The sequence below is a fragment of the Alteromonas sp. ABV2_168 genome (genome assembly GCF_056161165.1).
In genome coordinates, this window is the sequence record NZ_JBSWYQ010000008.1 from 35,462 (window position 1) to 62,156 (window position 26,695).

The window sequence follows — 26,695 nt, forward strand, 5'->3', positions numbered from 1 at the left end:
GGGTTATTGATATACAGGCAAAACTTGTAAAAACAGTTAGTTTACTCAACATCGTGCGCTTTTTCACTATAAATCCAAATTTTCCAGAGGTGCCGGAATGCTGATATTCCGTTATCTGATAAAGGAAACGCTTAAGTCACAGATGGCCATCTTTTTTATCCTGATGGCCATTTTTGTCACTTTGCGTTTCGTGCGTGTACTCGGCGACGCATCAGACGGCGATATTCCCGCCGGGCTTGTGCTGGGCTTCCTTGGCCTGTACGCGCCCATACTCTCTTCTCTCGTTCTGCCCATCAGTGCTTATCTTGGCATTATGCTCGCTCATGGCCGGCTTTACGTCGACTCTGAAATGACCGTTATGCGGGCCTGCGGCATAAGCGAATGGTACATCACCAGAGTGATGCTGTTGCTGTCTGTGTTCATCATGATTATTTGTGGTGTGATTACTCTTTATCTCGCCCCCAGTGCCGCAGAAAGTGAGTACCAGCTTCGCGAGAAAGCCAGAAGTGAAGCGGGCTTTTCTGCCATTATGCCAGGCCGGTTCCAGCAAACCGGTAACGAGAAAGCGGTTATTTTCGTGCACGACATCGACAGTCAGGACGATACCCTAAAGAGGGTTTTCCTATCGCAAACCCAGCAGGACGGTAATACCGACCGCGTACGGGTGGTACAGGCGAAAACCGGACAAATTCAAAATAACCCGGACGGCACCCGTAACCTGGTATTGCGGGAAGGCGTGCAGTACGAAGGTACGCAAACGGAGAAGAAATACCGCAAGGTCGCCTTCGATGAATATCAGATCCAGATTGCTGATGAAAAGCAGGACGAGCCCCGCCGTAAAGTGAGCGTTTTGCCAACCATGGAACTGCTGAGCGACGACTCGATTGAAGCGCGGGCAGAGTTGCAGTGGCGCATTGCCATTCCCCTTTCCATTCCTTTTCTGGTGTTGATTGCCGTGCCGTTAAGTTCTGTGGATCCCCGTCAGGGCCGGTTTGGCAAAATGTTTCCGGCGATCCTGCTGTATCTCGGTTATTTCCTGTTGCTGCTGGCCAGCCGCCGGGTACTCGAAGACGGCAAAATCCCTATCCAGCTCGGTCTGTGGTGGGTGCACGGCATTATGCTGATAATCGGTATCACACTGATAGTCAGGGACCGGCGGACCGGTACTGAACTGCGCGCACGTTTGCTGGGGAGAAAATAGATGTTTCGTATTCTCGACCTGTATATTGCCCGCACCCTGCTTGGCACTATTACCGTAACCTTGTCAGTGCTGATTGGTTTGTCTGCCCTCATTAAGTTTGTTGAGCAGTTAAGAAAACTGGGTGAAGGCAATTACGATATCGTGGTTGCCGGGTTGTACGTTTTGCTCAGCCTGCCCCGGGACCTCGAACAATTCTTTCCCATGGCGACCCTCCTTGGCGGTCTCATCGGCATGGGATTACTGGCCAGTAACAGCGAACTGGTGGTTATGCAGGCCTCCGGCCTGAGCCGCTGGAACATTATTAATTCAGCCATGAAATCGGCGCTGGTCATGATCCTGTTTGTCATGGCGGTCGGTGAATGGGTAACGCCGTACAGCGAATCTAAAGCCAAAGAAATTCGTACCGAGGCCATTTCCGGGGGCAGCCTGTTCTCGTCAGATGCCCTGACATGGGCTAAAGACGGTGAGCATTTTGTCAGTATCGGCCAGGTGGTTACCCGCGAGTCGTTGCGGGATATCAGCATTTTCGATTTCAACAGCGACCTGACGCTGAACACCCTGACATGGGCCAAAGAAGGCAATTACGATGGTGAAGTATGGTGGCTTGACGATGTGTCGGTTACCCGCTTTACCGACAAGCACATTGATATTACCGACCACACACGCCAGCAATGGAACTCTACACTGACGCCGGATAAGTTAGGCATCGTGGCAATTAAGCCCGAAGCACTGTCTATTCAGGGGCTGTATGATTATGTGCAGTACAGAAAAGGCAACGGACAGGACAGTACACGCTACGAGCTGGCATTCTGGCGCAAAGTCTTCCAGCCTGTGTCCATTGCAGTGATGCTGTTAATGGCCCTGTCGTTTATTTTTGGTCCGCTTCGCAGCGTCACCATGGGTGCCAGAGTGATCATGGGTGTGCTTACCGGTTTTGGCTTCTTTATCACCAATGAAGTGTTCGGCCCGTTAAGTCTGGTGTATTCATTACCCCCCGTTGTCGCCGCCCTGCTGCCCAGCCTGCTGTTTGCCGGCGTGGCCACCTTATTGCTGAGGCGCTGATAACTGCATTCAGACTGCCGCCACGACCACATTACTACCAGCTTTTGTGGTCGTTAGCCTCTTTAGACAAGTGAACCACTTCAGTTTTGGCGACCCGGTCCTGCAGTGACAGCTTTTGTTTAAAGTCCACCAGCACCAGCAAGGTACCCAGTCCGCCCAGTGACGTGATCAGGCGTAAAATCAACCTGCCCCAGGTAACCGGCTCATCAACCGTACTGAAAATGCGTAAGCGCCATGCCCGCATACCAATAGTCTGACCGCCCTTCTTCCAGAACCACAGAAAGAACCCCGTGATCCAAAGCCCTACCCATACCTGGATGAGTGTTTTATAAAGCAAGGATTGCTGAATCAAATCAGCGGGCTCTGCAAAGCCCTGTAAACTCAGCACACCGTTTTTCAGTAGAACAACCAGCGTGACTATCATCACCATGGCTGCACACATGCCTACCGCAACAGCTACCAATGTGTCGTATACCATCGCCAGCAAACGGCGAAAAAATCCGGCACGGTTGGGTATCGTGCTTTCTGGCAATGTACCAGCCGGCTCAGCAACCGGCGCTTTCTTTTTTTGTTTTCCCACAAGCTCTTCACTTCATTACGCAACGCACAGCTTTAATAGTAAAGCTCCGGCACAGCACTACAGGTTAAATTTGGTTAAAACAGCCACGCCAGAATAACCCGGAGTCACCGGGAGACAAACACTTCGGGAAAGGAAATCGACAGATGCACGACCTGAATCAAGTACATCAAAGACGGTTGCACATTCTTTAGCCAGACTGCCACACAAACCCTGATTTTCAGGAAAAAGTACTTGTCTCTGCAACGCGTATCGCTATAATGCATCCCTCATCGACACCATGTCGAATGCCAGTGTGATGGAATTGGTAGACATAGGGGATTCAAAATCCCCCGCCTTCGGGTGTGGCGGTTCGAGTCCGCCCACTGGTACCATTCTCTTCCTTAGCGGAAGAAACAATAAACCGACCTTAGCGTCGGTTTTTTTGTAAATGATAACAAAAAATGGAACTACCCCGCCTGCACGGCTGACATTTCTGCCGCGCAGACTTACATATGGATTATTTCGAAGCGGGCAGGATATGTTTTCCGCTGGAATCCGTACTAACACATAATGAGCAAATGCTGGCATTCGGCACCGCTGGTGTCGACAGCATATCAGGGCGTTCATAGTCGGTTTTACATTCCACGCAGGTCATCACTGCACCGGTAGGGTTACCATGCTCATCAAACATGGGAATGCTGATCCCGTCGTGACTGCGGCGCTGATAATATTTGCCCTGGGTAATAATTGCCATCAGTGGCGTCATAACCAAAGCAACTACCAGGGCAACCAGTGGTGAATAGGGTTGTAACCAGGGTCCCAACGCTCCAAAGAAGGTTGCAATCGACAGCCCGGCAGATAATGTTAACGACACAAATCCTACCGGGTTAAACGCGTAGATCATGCCGCGGCGAAATTCCGGCACTTTGGGCGACAGTTTCAGCACGTATTTGTTAATGGCAATGTCGGTAGCAACGGTAACAATCCAGGCAATACCGCAATTAGCGTAAAAGCCCAGAATATTGTTGAGGAAATCAAACATGTTCATTTCCATCAGCAGCAACGCTATGGATAAATTGAACAATACAAACACCATACGGCCAGGGTAATGCTTGGTCACCCGCGTGAATGAGTTAGTCCAGGCCAGTGAGCCACTATAAGCGTTGGTCACGTTGATTTTAATTTGCGAAATCACTACCAGAATCACCGCCAGGGTCATGGCCAGCCAGCCCGGCATCATTTGCTCATAAACGCCAAGAAACTGGTGTACCGGCTCACTTGCCAGCTTAATGTCTTCTGGTAGCAAGGTAGCAATCAGATATACCGCAATAAAGAGTCCGGTAATTTGCTTAAGAGCACCTAATACCACCCAGCCGGGACCCGCACAGATCACCGACGCCCACCAGACTTTTTTATTTTCTTCGGTCCGGGGTGGCATAAAGCGCAGATAATCAATTTGTTCAGCAATTTGTACAATCAGTGACAGACACACACCCGCAGCCAGCATAACACTGCTTAAGGCTACGCCTTCGCTGCCACTTTCTCCGCCATAATTTAAAAAGGCATCGATACTTTCGGGCTGTGTGGCAACCAGATAAATCATCGGCAGTACCATAAGGATCAGCCATAGAGGGGTTGTCCATACCTGCAGAGTGGCGAGCGCTTTCATGCCGTATATTACCAACGGGATCACCATCAGCGTAGAGATAGCATAGCCGAGCCAGAGTGGCACTCCCAACCCAATCTCGAGGCCCTGAGCCATAATGGAGCCTTCCAGGGCAAAAAAGATAAATGTAAAACTGGCAAAGATAATATTGGTGATTACCGAACCATAGTAGCCAAAGCCACTGCCACGGGTTACCAAATCTAAATCAAGATTATACCGGGCGGCATAATAGGCCAATGGAAAGCCGGTACAAAAAATAATTATCGCCGCAAACAAAATGCCCAGCACTGCGTTACTGGTACCATAGGCAATACCGATGTTGGCACCAATGGCAAAGTCTGCCAGGTAAGCGATACCGCCAAGTGCCGAGGTGGCAACCACCGCTGGCGTCCAGCGACGGTAATGGCGCGGTGCAAAGCGCAGGGTGTAATCTTCCAGTGTTTCTGAGGCCGCGGCGGGTTGATTCGATGACCCCGCTGCATCAATATTGCCGTGATGGTGTTTTATAGTTTCCATAATGTCTGTCTCCATTATGATTAAACATTTTTAAGCAGCATGCATCCCGCTGCTTAACTTAACGTTGAATCAGCTAGTAAAATAAAGAGGATTGCGAATAGTAGGCCTGTTCTGCCAGCGTTAGCTCATAACGCTATCGGGCTGGCGCTATTTCTCAGGGGGGGTGTCCGGAGGCAATAAGTACGTCAATTTTTTCGATGGCTTTTTGAAACTGACACTGCGTTGCCAGTTGTTGTAGTTCCCTGGCAATATCCGCAGAGAGTTTATAGTTATTATTAATGTCGTTTAACTTACTAACAAACCCCGACAGATAACCAATTTCTGCCAGCGATTTAAGGGCCTTAAATTGGGTCACGCCAGCGGCTGGTTTAGCCGCTGGCGGCTCATGTACAGAAGCCTTCGCCTCACTCGCCTTGTACTGCCACCGTAAACTCAACCATTCTCCCACTTTACTGAGTAATTGATTGATCATAAACGGCTTCACCAGGTAGTCATTATGGTTACGCCTGGCGCTGGCGACTTTATCGAGCTCCCGCACATTGGCAGATACGATAATAATCGGTTGCTGATACCCGGCCTGACGAATATCTCTGGCCGCCTGCCAGCCGTTAGCACCGGGCATATTGAGATCCAGCAATAACAAATCAATCTGATATTTGGTTAATAAACGCATACCGTCTTCGGCCGAGCTTGCGGTGAGTACAGTAAAGTCCAGCGGTGACAGGATGTCATTCATTAACTGGCGCTGACTAAATTCGTCATCTACCACCAGAATGGTTCGGCGTGTTCCTTCGTAACCCACTATTTGCTTATGTTCGAGGCTCACTGCGGTGTCTTTCTCGCTCAGGCGTGGCAGTAACAATCGCAGATGAAACTGACTCCCGTTGTCGGGTTCACTTTGCAATGTAATTTCGCCGCCCATCAGTTCTGCCAACGCCCGGGAAATCGTCAGCCCGAGTCCGGTTCCGCTAATGGCCGAGCTGTTAGAATCCACCCGTTCAAAAGGCTGGAACACTTTCTCCTGATCAGCCGGCGAGATACCGGGTCCGGTGTCGGATATCACAAAATGCGCGACTTCATTGCGATAGTTAACTCGCAGCGAAACCCCACCCTGCCGGGTAAATTTAATGGCATTGGAAATAAGGTTAATCAGAATCTGACGTAACCGCTGCTTGTCACCGGATACCCTGTTGGGTAAAAAGCGGGGCACCTCATAATTAAACGTTAACCCTTTTGCTTGCGCCTGCTGCTGAAACATATGTAATAATTGTTCGAGCAATTCGTGCAACGCAATTTCCTCGCGATTAACCGATAACCGGCCGGCTTCAATTTTAGAAACTTCCAGAATACCCTCAATGAGATCGTTAAGATGCTCACCGTTGCGTTTCATCGTCAGTAACGGGCCTTTAATATGCGTTGGCAATTGTGAGTCATTGGTAAGCAACTGGGCATAACCAAGCAGCACATTTAAAGGGGTTCTGAGTTCATGACTAAGCCCGGCGAGGTAGCGGCTTTTCGCATTGTTGGCCGATTCAGCCTGGTCCTTTGCCTGTAAGTACGCCTCGGTGGTTTTTTCGTGTGCATTCACCTCGTTGTACAGCGCATCACTTTGCTGGCGCAGTTCTCCCAACGCCTGGCGGTTACTTTGTTTTGCCAGGGTTAGTAACCAGCTCACAACCCCAATAATGATCAACAAAAAGAAGAAGACCTTAACTAAGGTGGTGGACACCACTTCCTTTAAATCCGGCGAACCGGCGCTGATTTGCCAGTAAATCAGCGCCAGCAGAACCACCGAAATGCTACTCAGCACCAAAGTTAATAAAATAGTTTGCGCCAGTGGACGGCTTAATAGCACCGCAGCGTTGTGTGTGGCATAACGGTTCAGAAACTGAGTCATTTGTGCAGACAGGGTGGATTTGTCGCGGCATTTATCTCCGCAATGCACATCCAGACTGCAACACAATGAGCAAATGGGCCGGGCATACACCGGACAATGACTCATGTCTTCGTAGTCAAAGGTGTTTTCGCATATACAACATTGATGGGCCTGTTGAGGTAATACCTGAACGCCATTGCTAACCAGATAGTAACGGCCTCGTGTGGCCCAGCCAATCAGAGGGACGCTAACAAAGGGGATGGCAAAAGCCAGATACGACGCCAGTGCCGCCAATACGGTTCCCAACACACCGGCATAAGCAACAAACCCCACCACTGATGCCAGCAACATCGACAAAACTCCCACCGGGTTCACATCGAACAGCTTTGAGCGTTTAAATTCGATCATCGGCGGGCTGATACCCAGTGGTTTATTGATCAGCAAATCAGCGCTCACAGCCCCCAGCCACGACAGCACCAGCACCGAGTATCCTTTTAATATATTCTCAATCGTCTGATAAATGCCGAGCTCCATGAGCAACAGTGCGATGAGTACATTAAACACCATCCACACTACCCGGCCAGGGTGATTGTGCGTGATCCGGCAGAAAAAATTAGACCAGGCAAGCGAGCCGGCATAGGCATTGGCGACATTAATTTTTAGCTGTGAAAGCACCACAAAAATAGTCGCGACAACAATACCCAGCGTGGAATTACTGAACACATAGGCAAATGCATCCTGGTACATGTGCGCAGGGTCGCTTGCAACCGCCGGAAGCACCCCTTGCTTTAACAACAAAAATGCCAGATAAGAGCCTAAAAAGAGTTTACCGGCACCAAATACAATCCAGCCCGGTCCGGCCATGAGTAAGGCGGTCCACCATTTCGCAGGGCTGCCATGCTCTGCTTTTGGCGGTAAAAAGCGCAGAATATCCGCCTGCTCACCAATTTGTGCCACTAGCGACATTAATACAGCAGAAGCGCCACCAAATAATAAAATATTGAAACCGCCTGCTGCACTGCCGGCCACCCCTTTAAACTGCAACCATTCCTGCAAACTGGACTGAGGATGAGTAAACACATAAAACAGCGGAATAAGTTGCAATACCAGCCACACCGGCTGACTCCAGACCTGGAAACGGCTGATATAGGCAATGCCATGGGTTACCAGTGGCAACACAATTAAGGCACTGATGGCGTAACCAATATACAACGGAATGCCGAGTAATAATTCCAGCGCCATGCTCATAATGGCCGCTTCAAGGGCAAAGAAGATAAACGTAAAAGACGCATAAATCAGCGACGCAATGGTAGAGCCGACATAACCAAAACCAGCCCCCCGGCTGAGCAGGTCGATATCAACACCATATCGGGCCGCGTAATAACTGATTGGCAGGCCGCTAATAAATATCACAGCCACCAGTGCCGCAATCGCCCAGGCCGCATTCACAAAACCATAGTTCAGAGTGATCGCACCACCAATGGCTTCCAGCACCATAAATGACACAATGCCCAGCGCCGTACCGGCAATCCTGGCATAGGGCCATTTTCGCGCCCGCCGCGCAGTAAAACGCAGAGCAAAATCTTCCATCATCTCATTCGCAACAAACTTATTGTACGAACGTCGATTTGATGAAATGTTGTGCGAAGCTGGCATGGCGTAACACCTTCCCCTAAGAGCTGCTACCTGCTTGAAACAGGCTATCTGATTAAGTGATATTTAGAATAACGGGGTTAGCGCTAAACAGCTATGGGCATTGTACGATCCGTGACTACGTAATTTACCCCATATTATTATCACTCCTTGTGACGGTAAGATGGATCAGCGGTGGCAGCATCTTGATTTTGGAGTTGTCATGCGTCTTACCGCATCATGCAAGGAGCAGTTAACTATGCAATTGTTTATGGCGACCACTCGCCAACAGGTTGTCTGAATGACAGCGTTTGAGCCTCTGGCTGCAATAGATTGCAACCACCAGCAATGGCTGGCGCGCTTGCACATGTCGTTTGCGACCAGGCAAGGCCGCACTTTGTTGCACCGGACTAAACGGCAGGGGCCATTATCAGTACAGCGCGCTTTTTATCCGGAAACTAACGGTACCGCGCATTTATATTTATTGCATCCGCCAGCAGGCATTGTCTCTGGTGATGAGCTGCGCATTAGCGCCAGCCTGTCAGCAGACAACCAGGTATTGCTGACAACCCCCGGAGCCAATCGGTTTTACCGCGCCAGAGGCGCATCTTCACCGGCCAGCCGACAAAGCCAGTATACGCACTTTAGCGCTGCACAGAACGCCTGTCTGGAATACCTGCCACACGAAACCCTGGTATATGCTCAGTCGAATGCATTCAGCCACACCGACATACATTTGCAGGATGAAGCCAGCTATATCGGCTGGGAAATCGCCTGTTTGGGGCTGCCGCATATTCAACAGCCTTTTAATGGCGGACAGTTTACCCAAACACTCAGCGTGTATTACAACCAGCGTATTCGTTTTCATGACCGCCTGGCAATTACCGCCAACGACGACCTTTGCACGGCCCGCATCGGGCTGGCAGGACACCACGTCACCGGTACGATGGTGATGGTTAACGGTCAGTCGGTTAGCAGCCAGCAGTATGCTGACATCCTGTGTGCCCGGGTGTTCGATATCACGGTTAAGGAGCAGCAATTCGGACTGCTTGCCGTCACTCAGGTTCAGGGCGTTGTGATAGTGCGTTACTTAGGTGATAACAGCGAGCAATGTCGAGAGTGTTTTCACCGTATTTGGGCTGCCCTACGGCCCGAAGTCAGTCAGCGCGAGGCGGTATCGCCCCGCATCTGGTTTACCTAATCAAATTTCGCCGACAGGACATACCATGGAATTATTACCCAGAGAAAAAGATAAATTACTGTTGTTTACGGCGGGATTAGTCGCCGAACGCCGACTTAACAGAGGACTGAAGCTCAATTATCCCGAGGCGGTCGCGTTTATCTCAATGGCTATTCTCGAAGGCGCCAGAGACGGTCAGACGGTGGCAGAATTAATGGATTATGGCCGCACCGTACTCAGTAGTGAGCAGGTAATGGAAGGCGTCGCCGCCATGATTCACGATGTTCAGGTAGAAGCCACTTTCCCGGACGGCACCAAGCTAGTCACCGTTCACGACCCAATCGTTTAAGGAGCGCCTATGATCCCGGGTGAAATTATTACCGATAACGGTGATATTGAGTTAAATGCCGGCCTGCCGGTAACCGAAATTACCGTTATTAACAGTGGCGACCGGCCTGTTCAGGTCGGCTCTCATTACCATTTTTACGAGGTCAATCCGGCCCTGCAGTTTAACCGTGAGCAATGTAAGGGGCTACGCCTGGATATCACCGCAGGAACTGCCGTGCGTTTTGAGCCAGGCCAGCAACGCACCGTTGCACTGGTGCCTTTTGGCGGTAATCGCATTATTTACGGATTCAGAGCGGATATTATGGGTTCACTGGAGGAAGAAGATGGCTAGAATTGATCGCCACGCCTATGCACATATGTTTGGCCCAACCACCGGAGACAGGGTGCGACTGGCCGATATCGAGCTGTTTATCGAAGTAGAAAAAGACTACACCCGTTATGGTGACGAAGTTAAATTTGGCGGCGGCAAAGTCATTCGTGATGGCATGGGCCAGGGCCAGTTTAGTTGTGCCGAGACCCCGGATCTGGTAATCACTAATGCCCTGATTCTCGACCATTGGGGGATTGTTAAAGCCGATGTCGCCATAAAGCACGGCCGCATTGAAGCGATTGGAAAAGCTGGCAACCCGGATGTGCAGGATGGCATCACCATTAAAATTGGGCCCGGCACCGAAATTATTGCCGGCGAAGGACAAATCCTTACCGCCGGAGGTATTGATGCCCACATTCACTTTATTTGCCCACAACAAATAGAAGAAGCCCTGATGTCCGGTGTCACCACTATGATTGGTGGCGGCACCGGACCGGCCACAGGAACCAATGCAACCACCTGTACGCCGGGCCCGTGGAATATTGAGAAAATGCTACAGGCTACTCAGGATATGCCAATGAATTTTGGCTTTCTGGGCAAAGGCAATGCCAGCCTGCCCATTGCCATTGAAGAACAGATAGAAGCCGGGGTATGTGGCTTAAAGCTGCATGAAGACTGGGGTACCACACCCGCCTCCATCGACAACTGTCTTAGTGTTGCTGAACGTTACGATGTACAAATTGCTATCCACACCGATACCTTAAACGAAGCGGGCTTTCTGGAAGATACCCTGGGCGCATTTAAAGGCCGTACCATTCATACCTATCACACCGAAGGTGCTGGCGGGGGCCACTCTCCGGACATCATTCGCGCCTGCGGTGAAGCGAATGTGTTACCGTCGTCCACCAATCCCACCCGGCCGTACACGGTAAATACCATCGATGAGCATCTCGATATGCTAATGGTTTGTCACCATCTGGATCCGGCGATCCCAGAAGATGTTGCGTTCGCTGACTCACGGATTCGTAAAGAAAGTATTGCCGCCGAAGATATTCTGCAGGACCTGGGCGCAATCAGTATGATTGCCTCCGATAGCCAGGCCATGGGGCGTGTGGGCGAAATGATTTGTCGCACCTGGCAAACCGCCCATAAGATGAAAGTACAGCGTGGCCCGCTGGAAGAAGACAGCAAGCGTAACGATAACTATCGGGCACGCCGCTATGTGGCTAAATACACCATCAATCCGGCTATTAGTCATGGCATCGCCGATCACGTTGGCTCCATCGAAATCGGTAAAATAGCCGATCTGGTATTATGGAAACCAGCTTTTTTTGGCATTAAACCCAGCCTGATCCTCAAATCCGGCTTTATTGCTGCGGCGCCAATGGGCGATGTGAATGGCTCCATTCCCACGCCACAGCCGGTGCATTACCGAACGATGTTTGGTAGTTATGGCGCGGCTGCCGCACAGTTATCTACCACATTTGTGTCGCAGGCCGCCATCGACAATGGTATTGCCCAAAAATACGGTATTCGCCGACATCTTGCCGCCTGTAAAAACACCCGTACGATCACCAAGCAGGATATGTTACTCAACAACTGGCAGCCGCACATTGAGGTTGATGCTCAAACCTATGAAGTAAGAGCCAACGGTGAATTGCTGACCTGTGAACCCATGAAAGTACTGCCACTGGCACAACGTTACAGCTTGTTTTAAGGAACGATTATGCTAACCATTACGCAACGTCTGGGACATTTTCACGGTCGCGCTGATGACACGGTCACACTGGACTTCGATACCCGCCAAAAGGCGCGAATTAAAATCACCACCGACAACGGCAGCCCCGCCGGTATTTTTATCGAACGGGGTAAACCATTGTTGGTAGGTGAATGTCTCAAAAGTGACTGCGGCAAGGTCATTCAGGTAACTGGCGCTCTGGAACCCGTGATCACGGCATCAACGGATGACTGGCACATGTTTGCCAAAGTGTGTTACCACCTGGGTAATCGGCACACCCAGCTGCAGGTAGGTGAACGTTGGCTTAGGTTTAAACCGGATCATGTTCTTGCCGAGCTGGTAAGTATGTACCAACTTACAACCGACGATACGCCGGCAGTATTCGAACCCGAAAATGGCGCCTACCAGCACGGTGGTCACGCCCATCACCACCATGACTGACACCGCCGCGCTGCAAAGCGCCCGCTTGTTACAACTGTGTAGTGCGAATCTGCCGGTAGGCGGCTTCTCGTTTTCACAGGGCCTGGAACAAGCGGTAGAACGCGGCTGGATTGACTCGGCAGAGGCACTGCATGACTGGCTGAGCGTGTTTTTGCAAACCAGTGTGAGCCACACCGATTTGCCTTTGCTTGGAGCCCAGTACGATGCCATTAGCAGCGGTTGCCGTAAAACCTTTGAAGAACAGGATGCCTGGGTAGCCGCGACCCGGGAAAGTGCCGAGATATTACTTGCTGAACAGGCGATGGGAAAAGCACTCAAACGCCTGTTGAATAACCTGAACGACAAACCGGCCGGGGTTGCAGCAAAGTGGCTTGGCAACGTGCACGCAGACTGCTTTATCAGCCAGTTTGCGCTTGCTGCTCATCTGTTTGGTTTACCCCGCGGCGCAGCATTGAGCGGCTATGTCTGGACGTTACTCGATGCTCAGGTCGCTGCAGGCACTAAGCTTATTCCGCTGGGTCAGACCGATGGCCAGAATCTATTATTTCGCCTTGCCGGACAAATACAAACATGCCTGACAACAAGCGCCAGCATCGCTCTGAACGAATCTGGACAGTCACAATTAAATGAAATAGGACAGTCACTGCCTTCCATGGCGATGGCAAGTGCCTGGCACCAACAACAGTATTCACGATTATTTCGATCTTAAGGACTTTATTTATGCAAAAACAAACTCTTAGAGTTGGCGTTGGCGGGCCGGTTGGTTCTGGTAAAACCGCATTACTCCGAACACTGTGCCTGGCCATGCGTGACAAATACAACATGGCGGTGGTCACCAACGATATCTACACTCATGAAGACGCACAGTTTCTTACCCGCCACGGCGCGCTTGAGGAAGATCGCATTATCGGCGTTGAAACCGGTGGATGTCCGCATACAGCGATCCGTGAAGATGCATCAATGAACCTCGCTGCCATCGACGAACTTCAATCCCGGCACGCCGATCTCGATTTTGTGCTGGTAGAAAGTGGCGGTGACAATCTCAGTGCCACCTTTAGTCCGGAGCTCTCCGATTTAACTCTTTACGTGATTGACGTATCAGCCGGAGATAAAATACCGCGTAAAGGCGGGCCCGGGATCACCAAATCCGATCTGCTGATCATTAACAAAGTCGACATCGCAGACATGGTAGGCGCTTCTCTGGAAGTGATGGATAACGACACGCGCAGAATGCGTGGTGATAAACCTTTTGTATTTACTAACCTTAAAGCTGGTCAGGGCCTGAATGAAATTATAAAGTTCATTGAGGTGGAAGGCATGCTCGTAAAATCATAAAACAGGAACCTGTATGAAATACTTAATGACATTCTTAACCTTACTATTTTCCTCACTGGCGTTAGCCCATGACGACCACTTTTTATCCAACAATGCCCATGCATTTTATCATGTAGTGTTTTACGGTCTGCTCATTGCTTTGGTCGCCCGTCTGGCCTGGTCGGGCTTCAGCCAGTTGCGCAAAAAGTCAACTAAATAACCCTGATGTAACACAGCGGATTCAGGTTGATGAAGCATGAGAGGGAGCCCTGCTCCCTCTTTAACTACCTGCAACACAGGCGCGTATATACTTAGAACTGTAATTGCAAACTTGCCGTTATACTGTCTGCACTGCTTTGCTGTGAAACATCCAGGTTGGCGTAACCTATTCCGACCTGGGCATTGTAGCTATCAATGATATAGTTTACGCCCACATCGGTGCGCGCTGTTGAGATATCCGTATCGGCGGCAAAGTTCTGATACCGGGCATAAGGCTGAAATTGCCCCCAACCGACCTGCTGAGCAAAGATATACCCCAGCCCAACCGAGTAAGCACGCCCCTGCTCACTCAAAAAAACATCGCCGGTATCGTAATCAAAGTATGCAGCTTCAAGCGATACCGCCCCGCCGCTGATTCTTTTTTCTATCAATAAATCAATGGTTAACTGACTATAATCGCCCACTGCGGCTGGCGAAGCCGCGCCATCGCTTTTTTGTCGGTAGGCGATCCCAAGAGTAAAAATATCTTTATTACCCAGATAATTACCGGTGCCATAATAGCCTGGTTCTTTACCCCAGAAACTATACTGAAGACGTGAGGCGTACATTAGCTTATCACTTTGCGCGGGATTATCAGCAACGTCATTCACGTCGCTGAAATGAAATATTTTATCGGCATCAAAGGCACCAAAAGAATACACCAGTCGCTGGTCAAAGGCCTTTGCAACCACGGCCACACCATCGTCCCGGCCAATGGTTCCGCCATTCCAGCCATAGCGTGCAGCGATGTCTTGCCAGTAGTCGCCCCCCAGGGAATAATACGGGCCTGCCAGGTTCGCGCGACTGCCGGGTGATAAAAACCGGCCGGCCCAGATTTCTATATCAGGCTTCAGCTTAAAGATTCCGGCCGCATCAATAACCTGCACAGTGTCATTACCACCGGATTTTTCGGTGGTAAAAATACCGCTGATTTTATCGTTTACGGCCCCGGCGATATACAAACGCGCGCTATCCAGAGAGAAATCATTACTGCGATCCCCGCTGTTGTCTGCGTTTTCGGTCGAGCGAAATGCGCCCCGTAACCCCATTCCCACACTAACATACTGATTGTCACCAAACTCAATTTTAGCAGCGGCCAAGGCCTGCTTTTGTGGCATGATCGCGGCTATACCAACCGCTATCAAGCTGACACGATAGATTGTTCGTCCCATGTTATCTCCCAATAGTCATTTAAACACTGAATCCACTGTGTCCTGGAAAGCGTATCGAGAGCTGATCATAGTCAAGTTGGCTTTGCCAACGTATACGTTAAATTGCGTAACCATGGGGGCAAAATGGTTCTTGGGCACATGATTAACGGAGTGTCGATCTGCCGGGAATTACAGTGTAGTATTAAATTAAAAGATACCAATAGCGCCTGGGACAGACAGTCTTTACCACCTATGTACACGGTTTTAGTAGTGGATGATTCGCCGGATTCTCTGAGTCTGATTAACGATATTCTTGAAAAGGAAGGGATCAGCACACTGGTCGCGCTTGAAGGACAACAGGCTATTACCATCGCCGAACAAATTAAGCCTGATATCATACTACTCGACGCCATAATGCCCAAAATGGATGGGTTTGAAACCTGTCTCAAGCTTAAACAAAATCGTCTTTTACGGCATATTCCGGTGGTTTTCATGACCGGCCTGACCGATAGCGACAGTACTCTTAAAGGGCTTAATGCAGGTGGCGTGGATTATATTGTTAAACCGGTCAACCCTGACGAACTCATAGCGCGCATAAAAATTCATGCAGCTAATGCCAAGGTCACCTCCAGTGCCCAGCATGCGCTGGATTCGGTCGGTCAAAAGCTGTTTGCCGTTAATACTGCGGCGGAGCTATTGTGGGCTACACCGCAAACCCATGATTTTTTGTCGGCCATTCCACAATCGGATGATTGGTTTGAACAACAGCTGGTCCCAACAGTGACCGCAATGATTAAGTTGTCAACCCAACAAAATGATCCTCAGCGCATCTGCTACGACAGCGGCGAGTGCGAATTAACGCTGTTGACGCGCCGGGAAAATGGCGACTTTACCTTCAGAATAAATCAGGTCAGTGAAGCGGTTTCCGGCGAGCAAACCCTGCGCGATGAACTCGGCCTGACCAGCCGGGAATCTGAGGTGCTGTTCTGGTTATCCAACGGTAAAACCAATAAGGAAATAGCCCAGATCCTCGACATTGGTGCGCGCACGGTTAATAAACACCTGGAACAGGTCTTTATTAAACTTGGGGTCGAAAATCGCACCGCTGCCGCCGGTATTGCTATTCGTACACTGACCAAGAGCATGATAGGAGTATAAGAAGAATTAGGGCACTGGACAGTTGAAAACCGCGTTATTCCTCTTATGCCCACTGGTACCATTCTCTTCCTTAACGGAAGAAACAATAAACCGACTTTTTAGTCGGTTTTTTTGTGTCTGATATTAAGCAGTTTTCTCCACATCCTTTTGATAAAAATTCTTATATTAAAAAGACACTATCGGAATGTGGAGTAACTAAATGCTAAGATTGATGCGAATCAGAGTTTTTCTATCTCTGCAAGCATCTGGCTGAACTCTGCCAGTTCAACTTCCAGATACTCACCACCATCACGCCATTCAACGCCGACCAGGACATTGTCCCCGGCCAGGTCTTCCAGCCAGAACTCCAGCCAGTCAGAAACGGTAATGGATTTAGGAGTGTAATCTTCCCACTCATCAGTGCAATGTTCACGAGCCATTTCTGCGTCAGACCAGACAGGCATCACATCAGTGTTTTCAAAGTTAACCGAGTCGACAATCACCCAGCCCTCTGTGGTTTTATCCTGTAGCGCCCATAACTCTTGGGTACTTTTAACTTTGGTCATGAAGTCGGCTGAATTTGAAGAAGTATTTGTCATAGAAAACGTTGGTTAGAGGATTAGACTCAATATGATAATTGGTGATCACGTGACTAGCCAGTGAATAACTCATGTTGTTCCGGCAATACGGGCCCCTTTATGTTCTTTTGGGTTGTGTGATGGCGGTTTAGATTTCTGTCTGAATGATGGGGTAAGTACATTTAATTTGTGCGCCGATCTTCTGCTCCTAAAGCTGCGTAGAAATGTCAGAGAAATTCAGGAGAACAGGGAAATGTTTACGATCTACGCTTATTCCTTAGCAGGGTTACTGGTAATTGCAGCGACTGTTTTCGTGCAAAACATCGTGGCAGCCGTCGCCCACAGGAAGCAATCAAGTTATATTCCGGGCAAAGTGAGCGATGAGTTAAGTCACGATAGCTTTGTGTTCCGAAGCCATCGCACGTTTCACAACTCATTAGAGAACGTCCATCAGTTTACCTTGCCTGCACTGATTTGTATTTTTCTTGGCGCGCCCACCACAGTACTCGCCGTACTGATCTGGTTATATGCTGCGGTGCGCATTATTCACATGTCGCTATACTATGCGATTGCCACTGAGAAAAATCCCAGCCCCAGAAGCTACTTTTATATGATAGGCGTGCTACTTACTGTCGGCGTGTATGGTCTTGGCCTTTATGCGTTGTTTACACCCTGAGTTTGGCTTACCGGCTTTTCCGAATGATGCAGTCAGGCCAGTTTCCCCACTGGCCCGGGAATTGATGCACTTCAGGCCGTGAAGTGCATCATTTTTCTCACCTGCTCGGCCTGCTACTGAGAAGGCAGAACATTGAAAGTCACTGAACTCGGGTGCGCCGCATCGTGGTAGATAGTGTGCTGAGCGCGGACAAAATCTTCTTCTGTCGCATGAAAGATATTATCCACGTAAGTTTGCGGATTCATATCAAGGAACGGGAAGATAGAGCTTTGGATCTGGATTTGTAATCTGTGGCCCCGTTTAAAGTCGTGCAGCAAATCGTACAGCTCAAAAGAGACCTGAGTCGGTTTGCCCGGTTCAAAGGGTTTGGGCTCAGAGAAGCTGTCACGGAAACGTCCGCGGATAATGCCCCAGCGCACCAGTTCATGACGGTCACCGGTTTCTTTGTCCACTTCATTGGTGTTTTCATCCACGCCCGGGAACACATCAATAATTTTCACCACAAAATCCGCTGCGGTTTTATCCGTGGACACCCACAGGTTCACGTTCACTTCACCGGCAACGGTCATATCACTTGCCATGGGCTCGGTTTCAAATTTAAGCACATCCGGACGGCGGGCGGTGAAACGCTGATCTTCAGCCATATACGGGCGATCCCATCCACGGCTGATTGCTGCAGAATGAGGAACAGGATTACGGGGATCGGATACATAGTCTGAAACACCGCCATCTTTATCCGGTTTGTTCTCAGACAAACTGTCATCTTTTGTCAGATACAGTGTTTTTTCATTAGTATCTGCAGGGGGCCACTGACCGAAGAAACGCCAGCGGTTCGCACCGGTTTCAAACATGGTCGCAGTCTGCTCGTACTTATCTTCCGACTCTTCCTTCAGGTGCTGATTAAAGAACGGCAACAGAACATTGTCACGGAACCACACACTGGTTTCGAAGCCGAACCGGGCCTCGCCCATATTGGAGCCTTTATCACCAATCCACTGACCGTGATACCAGGGGCCCATGACAATTTGCACATTGTCACGTTTGTTTTTGTGGGACATAGTCTGATAGGTCGCCAGAGGACCGTACAAATCTTCGGTATCGTACCAGCCACCCACAACCAGTACAGCCGGCTTTACCTTATCGAGATGCTGCAGAACATTACGGGCCTGCCAGTAGTCGTCATAGTTCGGGTGTTCAGACAGTTCATTCCAGAACGGTCGCTCGCCGTGGAAGTAGTTTTTATTAACGTTAGCCAGCGGCCCGAGGTCGCGGAAGAACTCGTATCCGTCTGGCGTGGTGGCTTTGCGTCCTTCAAGACGGTAAGGATACGGCTCTGTACGGGGAGCATCGAAGGTATCAAAAAACAGGAATGCCATTGGTGTAGAAAACGCACCGTTGCGGTGAAAGTCATCAAAGAACCAGTCGGCAATAGGCGCCTGCGGAGAAATAGCTTTAAGAGCTTTGTGACTGTTGATACCGGAAACCGATGTGTAGTACCCGGGATAGGAAATGCCCCACTGCCCTACCCGGCCATTGTTGTTGGGTACATTTTTTACCAGCCATTCGATAGTGTCGTAAGCATCTGTGGCATCATCAACAGCGTCTTTTCCGCGTTTGTATGCGTCCTGCGGACGCATATTTACAAACTCACCCTCTGACATCTGTTTGCCGCGAACATCCTGGAAAACAAAAATGTAGCCTTCCTGCTCGAACTTCTCACTGGGGCCTAAACGGGTTTTAAAATCTGACGAGCCATAGGGCGCAACGCGATAGGGTGTACGCTGCATCAGCATAGGCCAGCTTTTACTCTGATCGTAAGGTATATAAACCGAAGTAAACAGTTTTGTGCCATCCCGCATGGGGATGTTGTATTCATATTTAGCGTAGTGTGAACGGATATATTCCGCACGGGTATCTTTGTCAGGTGCTGCAGAAACAGCGGGAGTCATCACGCAACTGGCAATAACCAGTATGGCGTAGCGAAGGTATCGCATAAGCATCCTCTTTTTATATGTGCCGGTGACCGGCTATGGGGGACAGACAACGGCATCTGTCGTGATATCACCTTATCACAGCGGGCTGGAGAAATTATTCCGCAGCGCGCCCCCTTAAGACATTCCCCACAGAATGTATAAGCCGAATAGCAGAAAGCCTGCAGTTACTACAGTATAAAATGTGTGAAAGGCAGCAGAAAAACCGGCCACTGGTACTTTTTGGGTGTAATCAGTGCCGATCTGCCAACCTGCCAGCAGAGAGTTCAGCATCACAACAACAAGAGTGATTGTTGAGTAAAGTTTGAATCCGGTTGACTGATGAAATGCAGTCCAGCTTTCGTAGTCAATATTCTCCATTGTGAAAACGCTCACCAGATAAAATATCGCATAAGCAAAAATCATCACGTTACTGATCCGCTGGAAAATCCACTCTTTTACGCCATTTCGCTTCATGTCAGTTAACCCCAAACCCAAAATCCGAACAACACACTCAGCAATATGCCTGATGCAATAGCCACCTGCGATATCAGCTTGCCACCTTCAAGTGTTTCAAAATAACCAAACTCCTGAATGAGATGTTTTATCCCACCCATCATGTAGTAGCCCAGCGCGGTGAGAAAACCCCAGGTAAAAAATTGCGCGATAAAGTTGCCACTGATAAGTGACTGCACATTTTCAAAGCCTTCAGCACCTTGCAGAGAAAGGAACAATAACGGCAGATACCAGGCCAGAGAGAACCAGATAATCACAGCACATATCCGGTGTAAAATGGAGGCCAGCCCCATCACCGGCAGCTTGATGGTAGTTAAGTCCATATTACGTGGACGGGTGTCTTTCATTCAGAAACTCCTGTAATCATACTTCTGGTAAACACGACAATACCTGAACCTTTGTTCAGTAAACACACTCATTCTGCATTTTCAAATCAGGGAATCAAATAGCGTGCGCAAATTACTTAGTGCTTCGGAAATAAAAAGTTTCCATGATTTAAGCGCTGGTAATTTACTGCCTCGCACGTGATAATAATAATTCTTATTTGCAATAAGATACTTCATTTTATAAACGCCGACAATGAACACCGGAGCTTTTCTTATGCCAGATGCCGTACTCAGATCTTCTTTCTGCCGCACACTATTCGGGGCGTTTATCACGTTAATCAGCCTGAACAGCTATGGAAACGGTGAACCGGCTGAAGCTGCAAAAGCAGGCAAGTGTGCAGCAACACCTCAATACGTGTTTGGCTGGCAATTCGTAGACGAGCCTTGCAACTTCAAGCCACGTGGCGGCACATCAACAGGTAACAGCACAACAAAAGATCTTACCCCTTCCCCGCACTGGCTGAAACTACAAACGGAAGACATGGATAAATTTGAGCGGGACCGGCAGGCCATACTGGCGATGTCGGGGTATTTCCGCGTGGGCTTCGATTTTATAGAAACCATGGGGTTCACTGAAAATTACACGCCTGCGGCCCCCTATCGTTCCTGGGGCACGGAAATGGTGATTGTTGTCGACAATAAACCTGAATTTATCAGCCTTCAGCACATTATGGTGATGTATTTTGTTGGTGAAGACGGCAAGATTAGTGAGCCAATGGTGATGAAACACTGGCGACAGGACTGGGAATACGAGAAGCCTTCAGAGTTTGTGTATACCGGCAATAATGTATGGCGAAAGCACGAGCTCAACGGCCAGGATATTGAAGGCACCTGGTCTCAGTCGGTTTACCAGGTAGACGACTCGCCACGATATGAGTCTCACGGTAAATGGCAGCACAAAGGAAACCGCTCAGAGTGGATAAGCGAGTTAACCTGGCGGCCACTTCCCCGGCGGGAAAGCAGTGTGAGACAGGATTACCAGATCCTTGAAGGGATAAATAAACACATTATTTTACCCGATGGCTGGGTACAGGAAGAAGAAAACTACAAGCTGGTAATAAATAATACCGGCAAACCGGCCTCACCGGCTCCGTACCTTGCAAAAGAACTGGGGATTGCCCGTTACGAGCGCATCAAAGACCACGACTTTACGCCCGGCGAAGCATACTGGGAAGCAACATCATCATTCTGGAGGAACGTACGTGAGGTGTGGTCCTCACTGATTGCTGACAATACGTCCATTGAAATCAACAAGCAGGCAGACGGAAAGTTCATGTTCATGCCATTCTTTGACTACGCCCAAAACATAGGCGACAGCGCCCCTGTTGCCCCTTCAGCGGAACAGCAAAAAATAAGAAACATGCTGGCGCCGTTTACAGAGCCAGCACGTTAGCGGGGCTATCAGCGAAGGCGACTACAATTCCGCCTTCGCTTCCTTCACCAGTCCGCGAACATCTTCCAGCAACTGCCGGGCATCGTACACGATGCCGTCTTTGATGGTGTAACGCACTGCTTTTTTTCGAACGGGCTCGTTGTTCTCATCCAGCTGGAAGTGGCCGGTGCCATAAAGTAACTTGAAGTTTTCCAGCGGATTACCATCCACAATAACCATGTCGGCATTTTTACCCACGGCAAGACTGCCAATTTTATCGTCGAGACCCAAAGCTTCTGCGCCATTTAATGTGGCTGCCTGAATGACTTCCAGCGGATGGAAACCGGCTTCCTGTAGTAATTCCAGTTCACGGATGTAAGCAAAACCGTAGATTTTATAGATGTAACCGGCGTCGGAACCGGTGGTCACCCGGCCACCATGGTTTTTATAGTCATTAAGAAATGTCATCCAGCGGCGGTAGTTGTTGCGCCAGTTGATTTCATCCTGCGTGGTCCAGTTGAACCAGTAGCTGCCGTGGGCATACCGGCTGGGTTCAAAGAACTCCCAAAGCACGGGTAATGTGTAATCGTCATGCCATACGGCCTCACGCTCACGCATAAGATCCCGGCTGGCTTCATAAATTGTCAGTGTCGGGTCGATGGTGAAGTCCAGGTCGATAAGCTCGTCTCTTACCTGCTGCCACTTCTCACTATCCGGAGCTGCTGCCTGAAGCCAGAGTTTTCCGGCTTCCGAAAACCGGTGCTGCTCGTCGTTGTAATTATAGTGTGAGGGGTAGTCCTGAATAACCTTATCTTCAAACAGCGCTTCCGGCAGTCCGTACCAGTGTTCCATAGAGGTTAAACCTAACCGGGCTGAATCCAGTGCATTGGTGCCCATCACGTTCAGCTGGGCATGGTGCATCATGGTGCCTAAGCCCTGCTTCTTAGCTTCGTCTAAGGCTGCCGCCATAATTTTGGGACTGGCACCAAAAAACTTGATTCCCTTCGCACCTTTACGGGCGATGTCTTTCACCCAGGCCCTTGCCTGCTTCTCTGTGGAAACCGGCTGATCGCCGCCCATACCAAAACCCACATAAGGCACAATTCGCGGAGCAACAATTTCATTTTTATCACTGCGCGCCTGATGCTCCAGCACCCAGTCTACGCCATTGAAACTGCCGGGTTCGCGGATGGTGGTAATACCGTGAGCCAGCCACAACTTAAATACATACTCAGCGGGAATATTGTCGGCAGAACCGCCAATGTGGCCATGCATATCAATAAAACCCGGCAATACATACTGGCCCTGAATGTCGATTTCCTTATCGCCATTTTTCAGCTCAGGACGGCTGTATTTGATAGGTACGCCCGGGTGGCCCACCGATACAATTTTCGCAATTTTGCCATTCTCAATCACAATATCCACAGGACCCTGAGGGGGTGCACCTTCGCCTGAGATAATGTTGCCGCCTCTCAGAATAAGACGGGATGCATCCATACCTTCACCGGCCTTTCTGTCAGGGGCCTTACTGCCCGGTGTGGCGGCAGCCTGAAATGACAATGTGATACAAAGCGCCAGAATAAATTTTTTCATTGCCTTACCTTGAAGCTATTATAATCAAAGGCCTATCATCACTCATTGTCAAATACATGCGCAAGCGCATCTTGCCGGGATTCGAACACTCGCTCTCACCCGTGGGTATTAGAAAAAACACAATGCTTATTAATATATTGCTGATGAGATGGTAACGATGCTGCGGTTCTTTTAACGGCTTCCCTCAACCCATGCATATTTTTAAAAAGTATATCATCGGGAATGCGGTCTACCCGGCTGTCGTAGTGCATCGGAATAATTCCCTGTCCCAGCATGACCGCCAACCAACTGTGTGACGTAAAAAGTGCATCAGGGCGGGTAGCTATATTGCCGTTTCTGGCAAATTGCTCCATTTTTTCTGATAGCGAGTCCGGTACAGACATGTCCCGGACAAATCGCCAAAACGCAGTATCGTCCCTTAGAGTTGCTTTGTAATGCAATATGATGAAATCCCGGATATCCTCATATTCGTCAGTCATCATCTTATTGTATCGCCACCGCAATTCATCGTTGCTTCCACTTGCTGGCCACAAACTAATAAGCAGTTGAATACCGGTCTGCACCAGATGAATACTGGTTGACTCCAGCGGCTCTATAAAGCCCCCCGCTAACCCTATCGCTATACAATTATTTTTCCAAAATGTACTGCGGTGACCAGTACGAAAACGTAAAAAATTGGGCCCGGTAACCGGCTCCCCATGCAAATCACTTAACAGGGAAGTCAAAGCTTCCTGCTGCTCCTGAAACTGGCCAGAATACACGTAACCGTTCCCAAAACGGCTTTGCAACGGAATTTGCCAACGCCACCCTGCCTCTTTGGCGTAAGCGCGAGTGTATGGCGGAGCATGTATATTCTCATAAGTTTGGATTGCAATAGCGCGGTCGCACGGGAGGTAATGTGTCCAGTCGTTGAATTCACTCTGCAAATGTTCATTGATGAGTAAACCGCGAAACCCGCTGCAATCGATAAACAAGTCGCCGGCTACGACCAGACCGTTTTCAAGTCTTACAGACGTTATATCACCACTTTTCGGCTCAACAGAAACATCAACAATCTTGCCTTCAATTCGCTGAACATCCCTTTGCTCTGCATACCGGCGCAACAATTTCCCATAGGCGCCGGAGTCGAAGTGCCAGGCATGCCGCATGGTAGACAAAATAGTATTCGCCCCCCCTTGAGCCTGTGAAAATCGTCCTGATTTTGCTGCCACTGTGCACAAATTGTATTCGCAGATATTGCCGCAGAGCTCTTCCGGTAGTTCACCATTACGTACTAAGCTATTGAGCTTTAGCCATAACTGATGAAAAGGGAATTCGGGAGTATCTTTACCAAAAAAGCCGAAGGGATGAAAATAGGCATGTCCTTTCCGGTACCAGTCAATAAACTCAATCCCCAATTTAAATGTACCTGCACACTCCTTTAGCATGTCATGTTCGTCTATACCGAGAAACGCATTGAACTCTGCCAGCAAAGGAATGGTAGCTTCGCCTACGCCGATGGTGCCTATTTGGTCGGATTCCAGCAAAGTGACTTGCGTTTCAGGTTGTGCTGTTCGCGCTAACGCCGCAGCGCACATCCATCCTGATGTTCCGCCACCGACAATAACAACCCTTTTCACCGTCGTCCTCCGGCCCGGGGGCGAAACCCACCAGAAGCAACCTCGTTGATTAGTTGCCGGTGAGCAGGCACTGCCGTCATTGCATTTCTGCTTTGCTGTTGGATACTATGGAATTCACGACGGGCATCATCGTAAAACCGGAGCGCATCTGCGCGGGCTGATATATCTGTCTTAAACCCCATACCATACAAAATGTATTGCCAACTGTTTTCGTCGAAAATATCGTGACTTGCGTCAATATCCAGAAATGATGGCGGCCTGTGTCGCCATTGTGCTAACTTACCTTTCAAGTATTCTGAAGCAGAATCCGGTGCCCTGTTGTCCCGCCAGAAAGCTGTATCGTCCCGCTCGCTTAAGTAATAATGTACCTTGATAAAATCTTTAACATGCTCAAATCGCTTGCACATGGCTTCGTTAAACTGCCTCGCCGACGCCTCGTAATCGCCGGACCAGGGAAATAAGTTGCACAGCATCAGCGCTGCAACTTCAGCAAAACTGATCCCTGTTGCTTCAAGTGGCTCTATAAAACCCACCGACAATCCAACACCAATACAGTTTTTATGCCACTGAGTTTGCCGGTAACCGGGCTCAAACTTCAACAGCCGGTGCGACAAATCTCCCGCTGCCGGACCTATATGGGCTTTGAGCGTTTTTACAGCGGTCTCTTCATCACAGTACTCAGATGCATATACATAACCAACACCACGACGATGATGTAAACCGATATCCCAAATCCAACCAGCCTCTTTGGCTGTGGTGTAGGTACATGAGGGTATGCCGGCTTGCGGGTTGTCATAAGGCACCTGCAAGGCTACTGCGCGGTCGCAAAACAGTTCTTTTTTAAACGAAGTAAATGGCATGCCCAGGGTCTCGCCAATCAGACGTGCCCGAAATCCTGTGCAATCAATATATAAATCGGCAGTAAGTTCTCCATGCTCTCTTGCTGTTACAGAAGCAATGCTGCCATCTTCGGCTAAACTAACGTTGTCAATAGTATCGACAAGCCTCCTTACGCCGGTTTCCGTAGCTTTGTTTCTCACCAAAGCTGCAAGTTTAGTTGCGTCGAAGTGATAGGCATAGTTTAACGGCGCATCGAACTGAGGATGGGTAATTAATTTTGGGGCCAGCTTCTCATCAATCACCGTACTTTGCACTGAACAAGCTTTGGCCCAGGGTACATCTCCGGCAACCCCAAGCAGCCAGTACGGAAGTAAATCCATATCTGTGTGCTGTGAGGCTACCTGGAAAGGATGAAGGTAATTGTCATCAGGTTTATCTGCAGGGTTGTACTTCCAATTATTAAATCGGATCCCTTGTTTAAATGTGGCATCAGCATGTTTAATCAAGTCGCTCTCGTCAATACCAATACGTTTCATGGTTTTGCGAATAATAGGAAACGTTCCCTCACCAACGCCGAGGGTGCCAATTTCATCCGACTCGACAAGCGTGATTGACACACCACCGGGTGTATCTGCTGCCAACATACGTGCCATATAGGCCGCAGTAATCCAACCAGCAGTCCCCCCGCCGACGATCAACACACGCTTACTCATAGTGTTACCTCTGATATCAATTACCTTTGTGCTGTCACTTGTG

General features: G+C 49.4%; 24 protein-coding genes and 1 tRNA gene. 14 read left to right on the forward strand and 11 right to left on the reverse strand.

Annotated elements, in window-relative coordinates; translation table 11 throughout:
• Nucleotides 1-97 precede the first annotated feature (97 nt).
• Nucleotides 98-1,201: an LPS export ABC transporter permease LptF gene (gene lptF / locus ACXAH4_RS12960; protein WP_303572758.1), complete on the forward strand. Its 1,104-nt coding sequence runs from the start codon at nucleotides 98-100 to the stop codon at nucleotides 1,199-1,201.
• Complete coding sequence (gene lptG / locus ACXAH4_RS12965) at nucleotides 1,202-2,263, forward strand: LPS export ABC transporter permease LptG (RefSeq protein WP_349588708.1); 1,062 nt, start codon at nucleotides 1,202-1,204, stop codon at nucleotides 2,261-2,263.
• A 34-nt stretch (nucleotides 2,264-2,297) separates the two neighbouring features.
• On the opposite strand, the gene ACXAH4_RS12970 is transcribed toward lptG, so the two are convergent.
• Nucleotides 2,298-2,741: an RDD family protein gene (locus ACXAH4_RS12970; protein ID WP_474882277.1), complete on the reverse strand. Its 444-nt coding sequence runs from the start codon at nucleotides 2,739-2,741 to the stop codon at nucleotides 2,298-2,300.
• Nucleotides 2,742-3,129: 388 nt separating this feature from the next.
• Between ACXAH4_RS12970 and ACXAH4_RS12975 the strand changes: the two genes are divergently transcribed.
• A tRNA-Leu gene (locus tag ACXAH4_RS12975) sits at nucleotides 3,130-3,214 on the forward strand.
• A 125-nt stretch (nucleotides 3,215-3,339) separates the two neighbouring features.
• Here ACXAH4_RS12975 and ACXAH4_RS12980 read toward each other — a convergent pair.
• Together ACXAH4_RS12980 and ACXAH4_RS12985 are read right to left on the reverse strand one after the other, a co-directional pair.
• A complete protein-coding gene (locus ACXAH4_RS12980; protein ID WP_474843189.1) occupies nucleotides 3,340-5,004 on the reverse strand; it encodes a purine-cytosine permease family protein in 1,665 nt (554 codons plus the stop codon).
• A gap of 154 nt (nucleotides 5,005-5,158) precedes the next feature.
• Nucleotides 5,159-8,536 (reverse strand): ATP-binding protein, encoded by a 3,378-nt coding sequence (locus ACXAH4_RS12985; protein WP_474843191.1) that lies wholly within the window; start codon nucleotides 8,534-8,536, stop codon nucleotides 5,159-5,161.
• A gap of 277 nt (nucleotides 8,537-8,813) precedes the next feature.
• Here ACXAH4_RS12985 and ACXAH4_RS12990 point away from each other — a divergent pair, with 277 nt between their 5' ends.
• The 8 genes from ACXAH4_RS12990 to ACXAH4_RS13025 are packed head-to-tail and all read left to right on the forward strand — an operon-like array spanning nucleotide 8,814 to nucleotide 14,063.
• Nucleotides 8,814-9,713: an urease accessory protein UreD gene (locus ACXAH4_RS12990; protein ID WP_474882149.1), complete on the forward strand. Its 900-nt coding sequence runs from the start codon at nucleotides 8,814-8,816 to the stop codon at nucleotides 9,711-9,713.
• Between the two features lie 25 nt (nucleotides 9,714-9,738).
• The gene (gene ureA, locus ACXAH4_RS12995) at nucleotides 9,739-10,041 is read left to right on the forward strand and encodes an urease subunit gamma (protein ID WP_474843195.1); all 303 of its coding nucleotides are present in this window, start codon (nucleotides 9,739-9,741) and stop codon (nucleotides 10,039-10,041) included.
• 9 nt (nucleotides 10,042-10,050) lie between these two features.
• Nucleotides 10,051-10,371, forward strand: coding sequence for an urease subunit beta (locus ACXAH4_RS13000; protein WP_474843197.1), 321 nt, complete (start codon nucleotides 10,051-10,053; stop codon nucleotides 10,369-10,371).
• A complete protein-coding gene (gene ureC / locus ACXAH4_RS13005) occupies nucleotides 10,364-12,067 on the forward strand; it encodes an urease subunit alpha (RefSeq protein ID WP_474882151.1) in 1,704 nt (567 codons plus the stop codon). The genes ACXAH4_RS13000 and ureC overlap by 8 nt, the downstream gene beginning before the upstream one ends.
• Nucleotides 12,068-12,076: 9 nt before the next feature.
• Nucleotides 12,077-12,529, forward strand: coding sequence for an urease accessory protein UreE (ureE, locus tag ACXAH4_RS13010; RefSeq protein WP_474882153.1), 453 nt, complete (start codon nucleotides 12,077-12,079; stop codon nucleotides 12,527-12,529).
• Nucleotides 12,483-13,238, forward strand: coding sequence for an urease accessory protein UreF (locus tag ACXAH4_RS13015; protein WP_474843203.1), 756 nt, complete (start codon nucleotides 12,483-12,485; stop codon nucleotides 13,236-13,238). Before ureE ends, ACXAH4_RS13015 begins: the two co-directional genes overlap by 47 nt.
• Before the next feature lie 11 nt (nucleotides 13,239-13,249).
• Nucleotides 13,250-13,864 (forward strand): urease accessory protein UreG, encoded by a 615-nt coding sequence (gene ureG / locus ACXAH4_RS13020; RefSeq protein ID WP_474882155.1) that lies wholly within the window; start codon nucleotides 13,250-13,252, stop codon nucleotides 13,862-13,864.
• A gap of 13 nt (nucleotides 13,865-13,877) precedes the next feature.
• Nucleotides 13,878-14,063, forward strand: coding sequence for a hypothetical protein (locus ACXAH4_RS13025; protein ID WP_474843208.1), 186 nt, complete (start codon nucleotides 13,878-13,880; stop codon nucleotides 14,061-14,063).
• 91 nt (nucleotides 14,064-14,154) lie between these two features.
• Here the strand turns inward: ACXAH4_RS13025 and ACXAH4_RS13030 are convergent, their stop codons facing one another.
• Nucleotides 14,155-15,273, reverse strand: a complete 1,119-nt coding sequence (locus ACXAH4_RS13030; RefSeq protein ID WP_474882157.1) for a hypothetical protein — start codon at nucleotides 15,271-15,273, stop codon at nucleotides 14,155-14,157.
• 249 nt (nucleotides 15,274-15,522) lie between these two features.
• On the opposite strand from ACXAH4_RS13030, the gene ACXAH4_RS13035 reads away from it, so the two are divergent.
• Entirely contained in the window at nucleotides 15,523-16,410 is an 888-nt protein-coding gene (locus ACXAH4_RS13035; RefSeq protein WP_474882159.1) for a response regulator, read from the forward strand.
• A gap of 218 nt (nucleotides 16,411-16,628) precedes the next feature.
• Here the strand turns inward: ACXAH4_RS13035 and ACXAH4_RS13040 are convergent, their stop codons facing one another.
• Nucleotides 16,629-16,988 carry a DUF2750 domain-containing protein gene (locus ACXAH4_RS13040; RefSeq protein WP_474882160.1) on the reverse strand — a complete coding sequence of 120 codons (360 nt, stop codon included), beginning with the start codon at nucleotides 16,986-16,988 and terminating at the stop codon, nucleotides 16,629-16,631.
• Between the two features lie 232 nt (nucleotides 16,989-17,220).
• Here ACXAH4_RS13040 and ACXAH4_RS13045 point away from each other — a divergent pair, with 232 nt between their 5' ends.
• On the forward strand, nucleotides 17,221-17,643 hold the full coding sequence (locus ACXAH4_RS13045) for an MAPEG family protein (protein ID WP_474882162.1): 423 nt from the start codon (nucleotides 17,221-17,223) through the stop codon (nucleotides 17,641-17,643).
• Nucleotides 17,644-17,756: 113 nt separating this feature from the next.
• Here the strand turns inward: ACXAH4_RS13045 and ACXAH4_RS13050 are convergent, their stop codons facing one another.
• The 3 genes from ACXAH4_RS13050 to sdhC all read right to left on the reverse strand — a co-directional run bounded on the left by ACXAH4_RS13050 (nucleotide 17,757) and on the right by sdhC (nucleotide 20,476).
• The gene (locus tag ACXAH4_RS13050) at nucleotides 17,757-19,637 is read right to left on the reverse strand and encodes a CocE/NonD family hydrolase (protein WP_474882164.1); all 1,881 of its coding nucleotides are present in this window, start codon (nucleotides 19,635-19,637) and stop codon (nucleotides 17,757-17,759) included.
• A 114-nt stretch (nucleotides 19,638-19,751) separates the two neighbouring features.
• Entirely contained in the window at nucleotides 19,752-20,090 is a 339-nt protein-coding gene (gene sdhD, locus ACXAH4_RS13055) for a succinate dehydrogenase, hydrophobic membrane anchor protein (protein ID WP_303572753.1), read from the reverse strand.
• A gap of 5 nt (nucleotides 20,091-20,095) precedes the next feature.
• Nucleotides 20,096-20,476 (reverse strand): succinate dehydrogenase, cytochrome b556 subunit, encoded by a 381-nt coding sequence (gene sdhC, locus ACXAH4_RS13060; protein WP_474882166.1) that lies wholly within the window; start codon nucleotides 20,474-20,476, stop codon nucleotides 20,096-20,098.
• A gap of 253 nt (nucleotides 20,477-20,729) precedes the next feature.
• Here sdhC and ACXAH4_RS13065 point away from each other — a divergent pair, with 253 nt between their 5' ends.
• The gene (locus tag ACXAH4_RS13065) at nucleotides 20,730-21,908 is read left to right on the forward strand and encodes a DUF6607 family protein (RefSeq protein ID WP_474847521.1); all 1,179 of its coding nucleotides are present in this window, start codon (nucleotides 20,730-20,732) and stop codon (nucleotides 21,906-21,908) included.
• Between the two features lie 21 nt (nucleotides 21,909-21,929).
• On the opposite strand, the gene ACXAH4_RS13070 is transcribed toward ACXAH4_RS13065, so the two are convergent.
• The 3 genes from ACXAH4_RS13070 to ACXAH4_RS13080 form a co-directional block, all read right to left on the reverse strand.
• Nucleotides 21,930-23,480 (reverse strand): amidohydrolase family protein, encoded by a 1,551-nt coding sequence (locus tag ACXAH4_RS13070; protein ID WP_474882168.1) that lies wholly within the window; start codon nucleotides 23,478-23,480, stop codon nucleotides 21,930-21,932.
• A gap of 95 nt (nucleotides 23,481-23,575) precedes the next feature.
• Complete coding sequence (locus ACXAH4_RS13075; protein WP_474882170.1) at nucleotides 23,576-25,099, reverse strand: tryptophan halogenase family protein; 1,524 nt, start codon at nucleotides 25,097-25,099, stop codon at nucleotides 23,576-23,578.
• The gene (locus tag ACXAH4_RS13080) at nucleotides 25,096-26,652 is read right to left on the reverse strand and encodes a tryptophan halogenase family protein (RefSeq protein WP_474843228.1); all 1,557 of its coding nucleotides are present in this window, start codon (nucleotides 26,650-26,652) and stop codon (nucleotides 25,096-25,098) included. Before ACXAH4_RS13080 ends, ACXAH4_RS13075 begins: the two co-directional genes overlap by 4 nt.
• Between the last annotated feature and the right edge of the window lie 43 nt (nucleotides 26,653-26,695).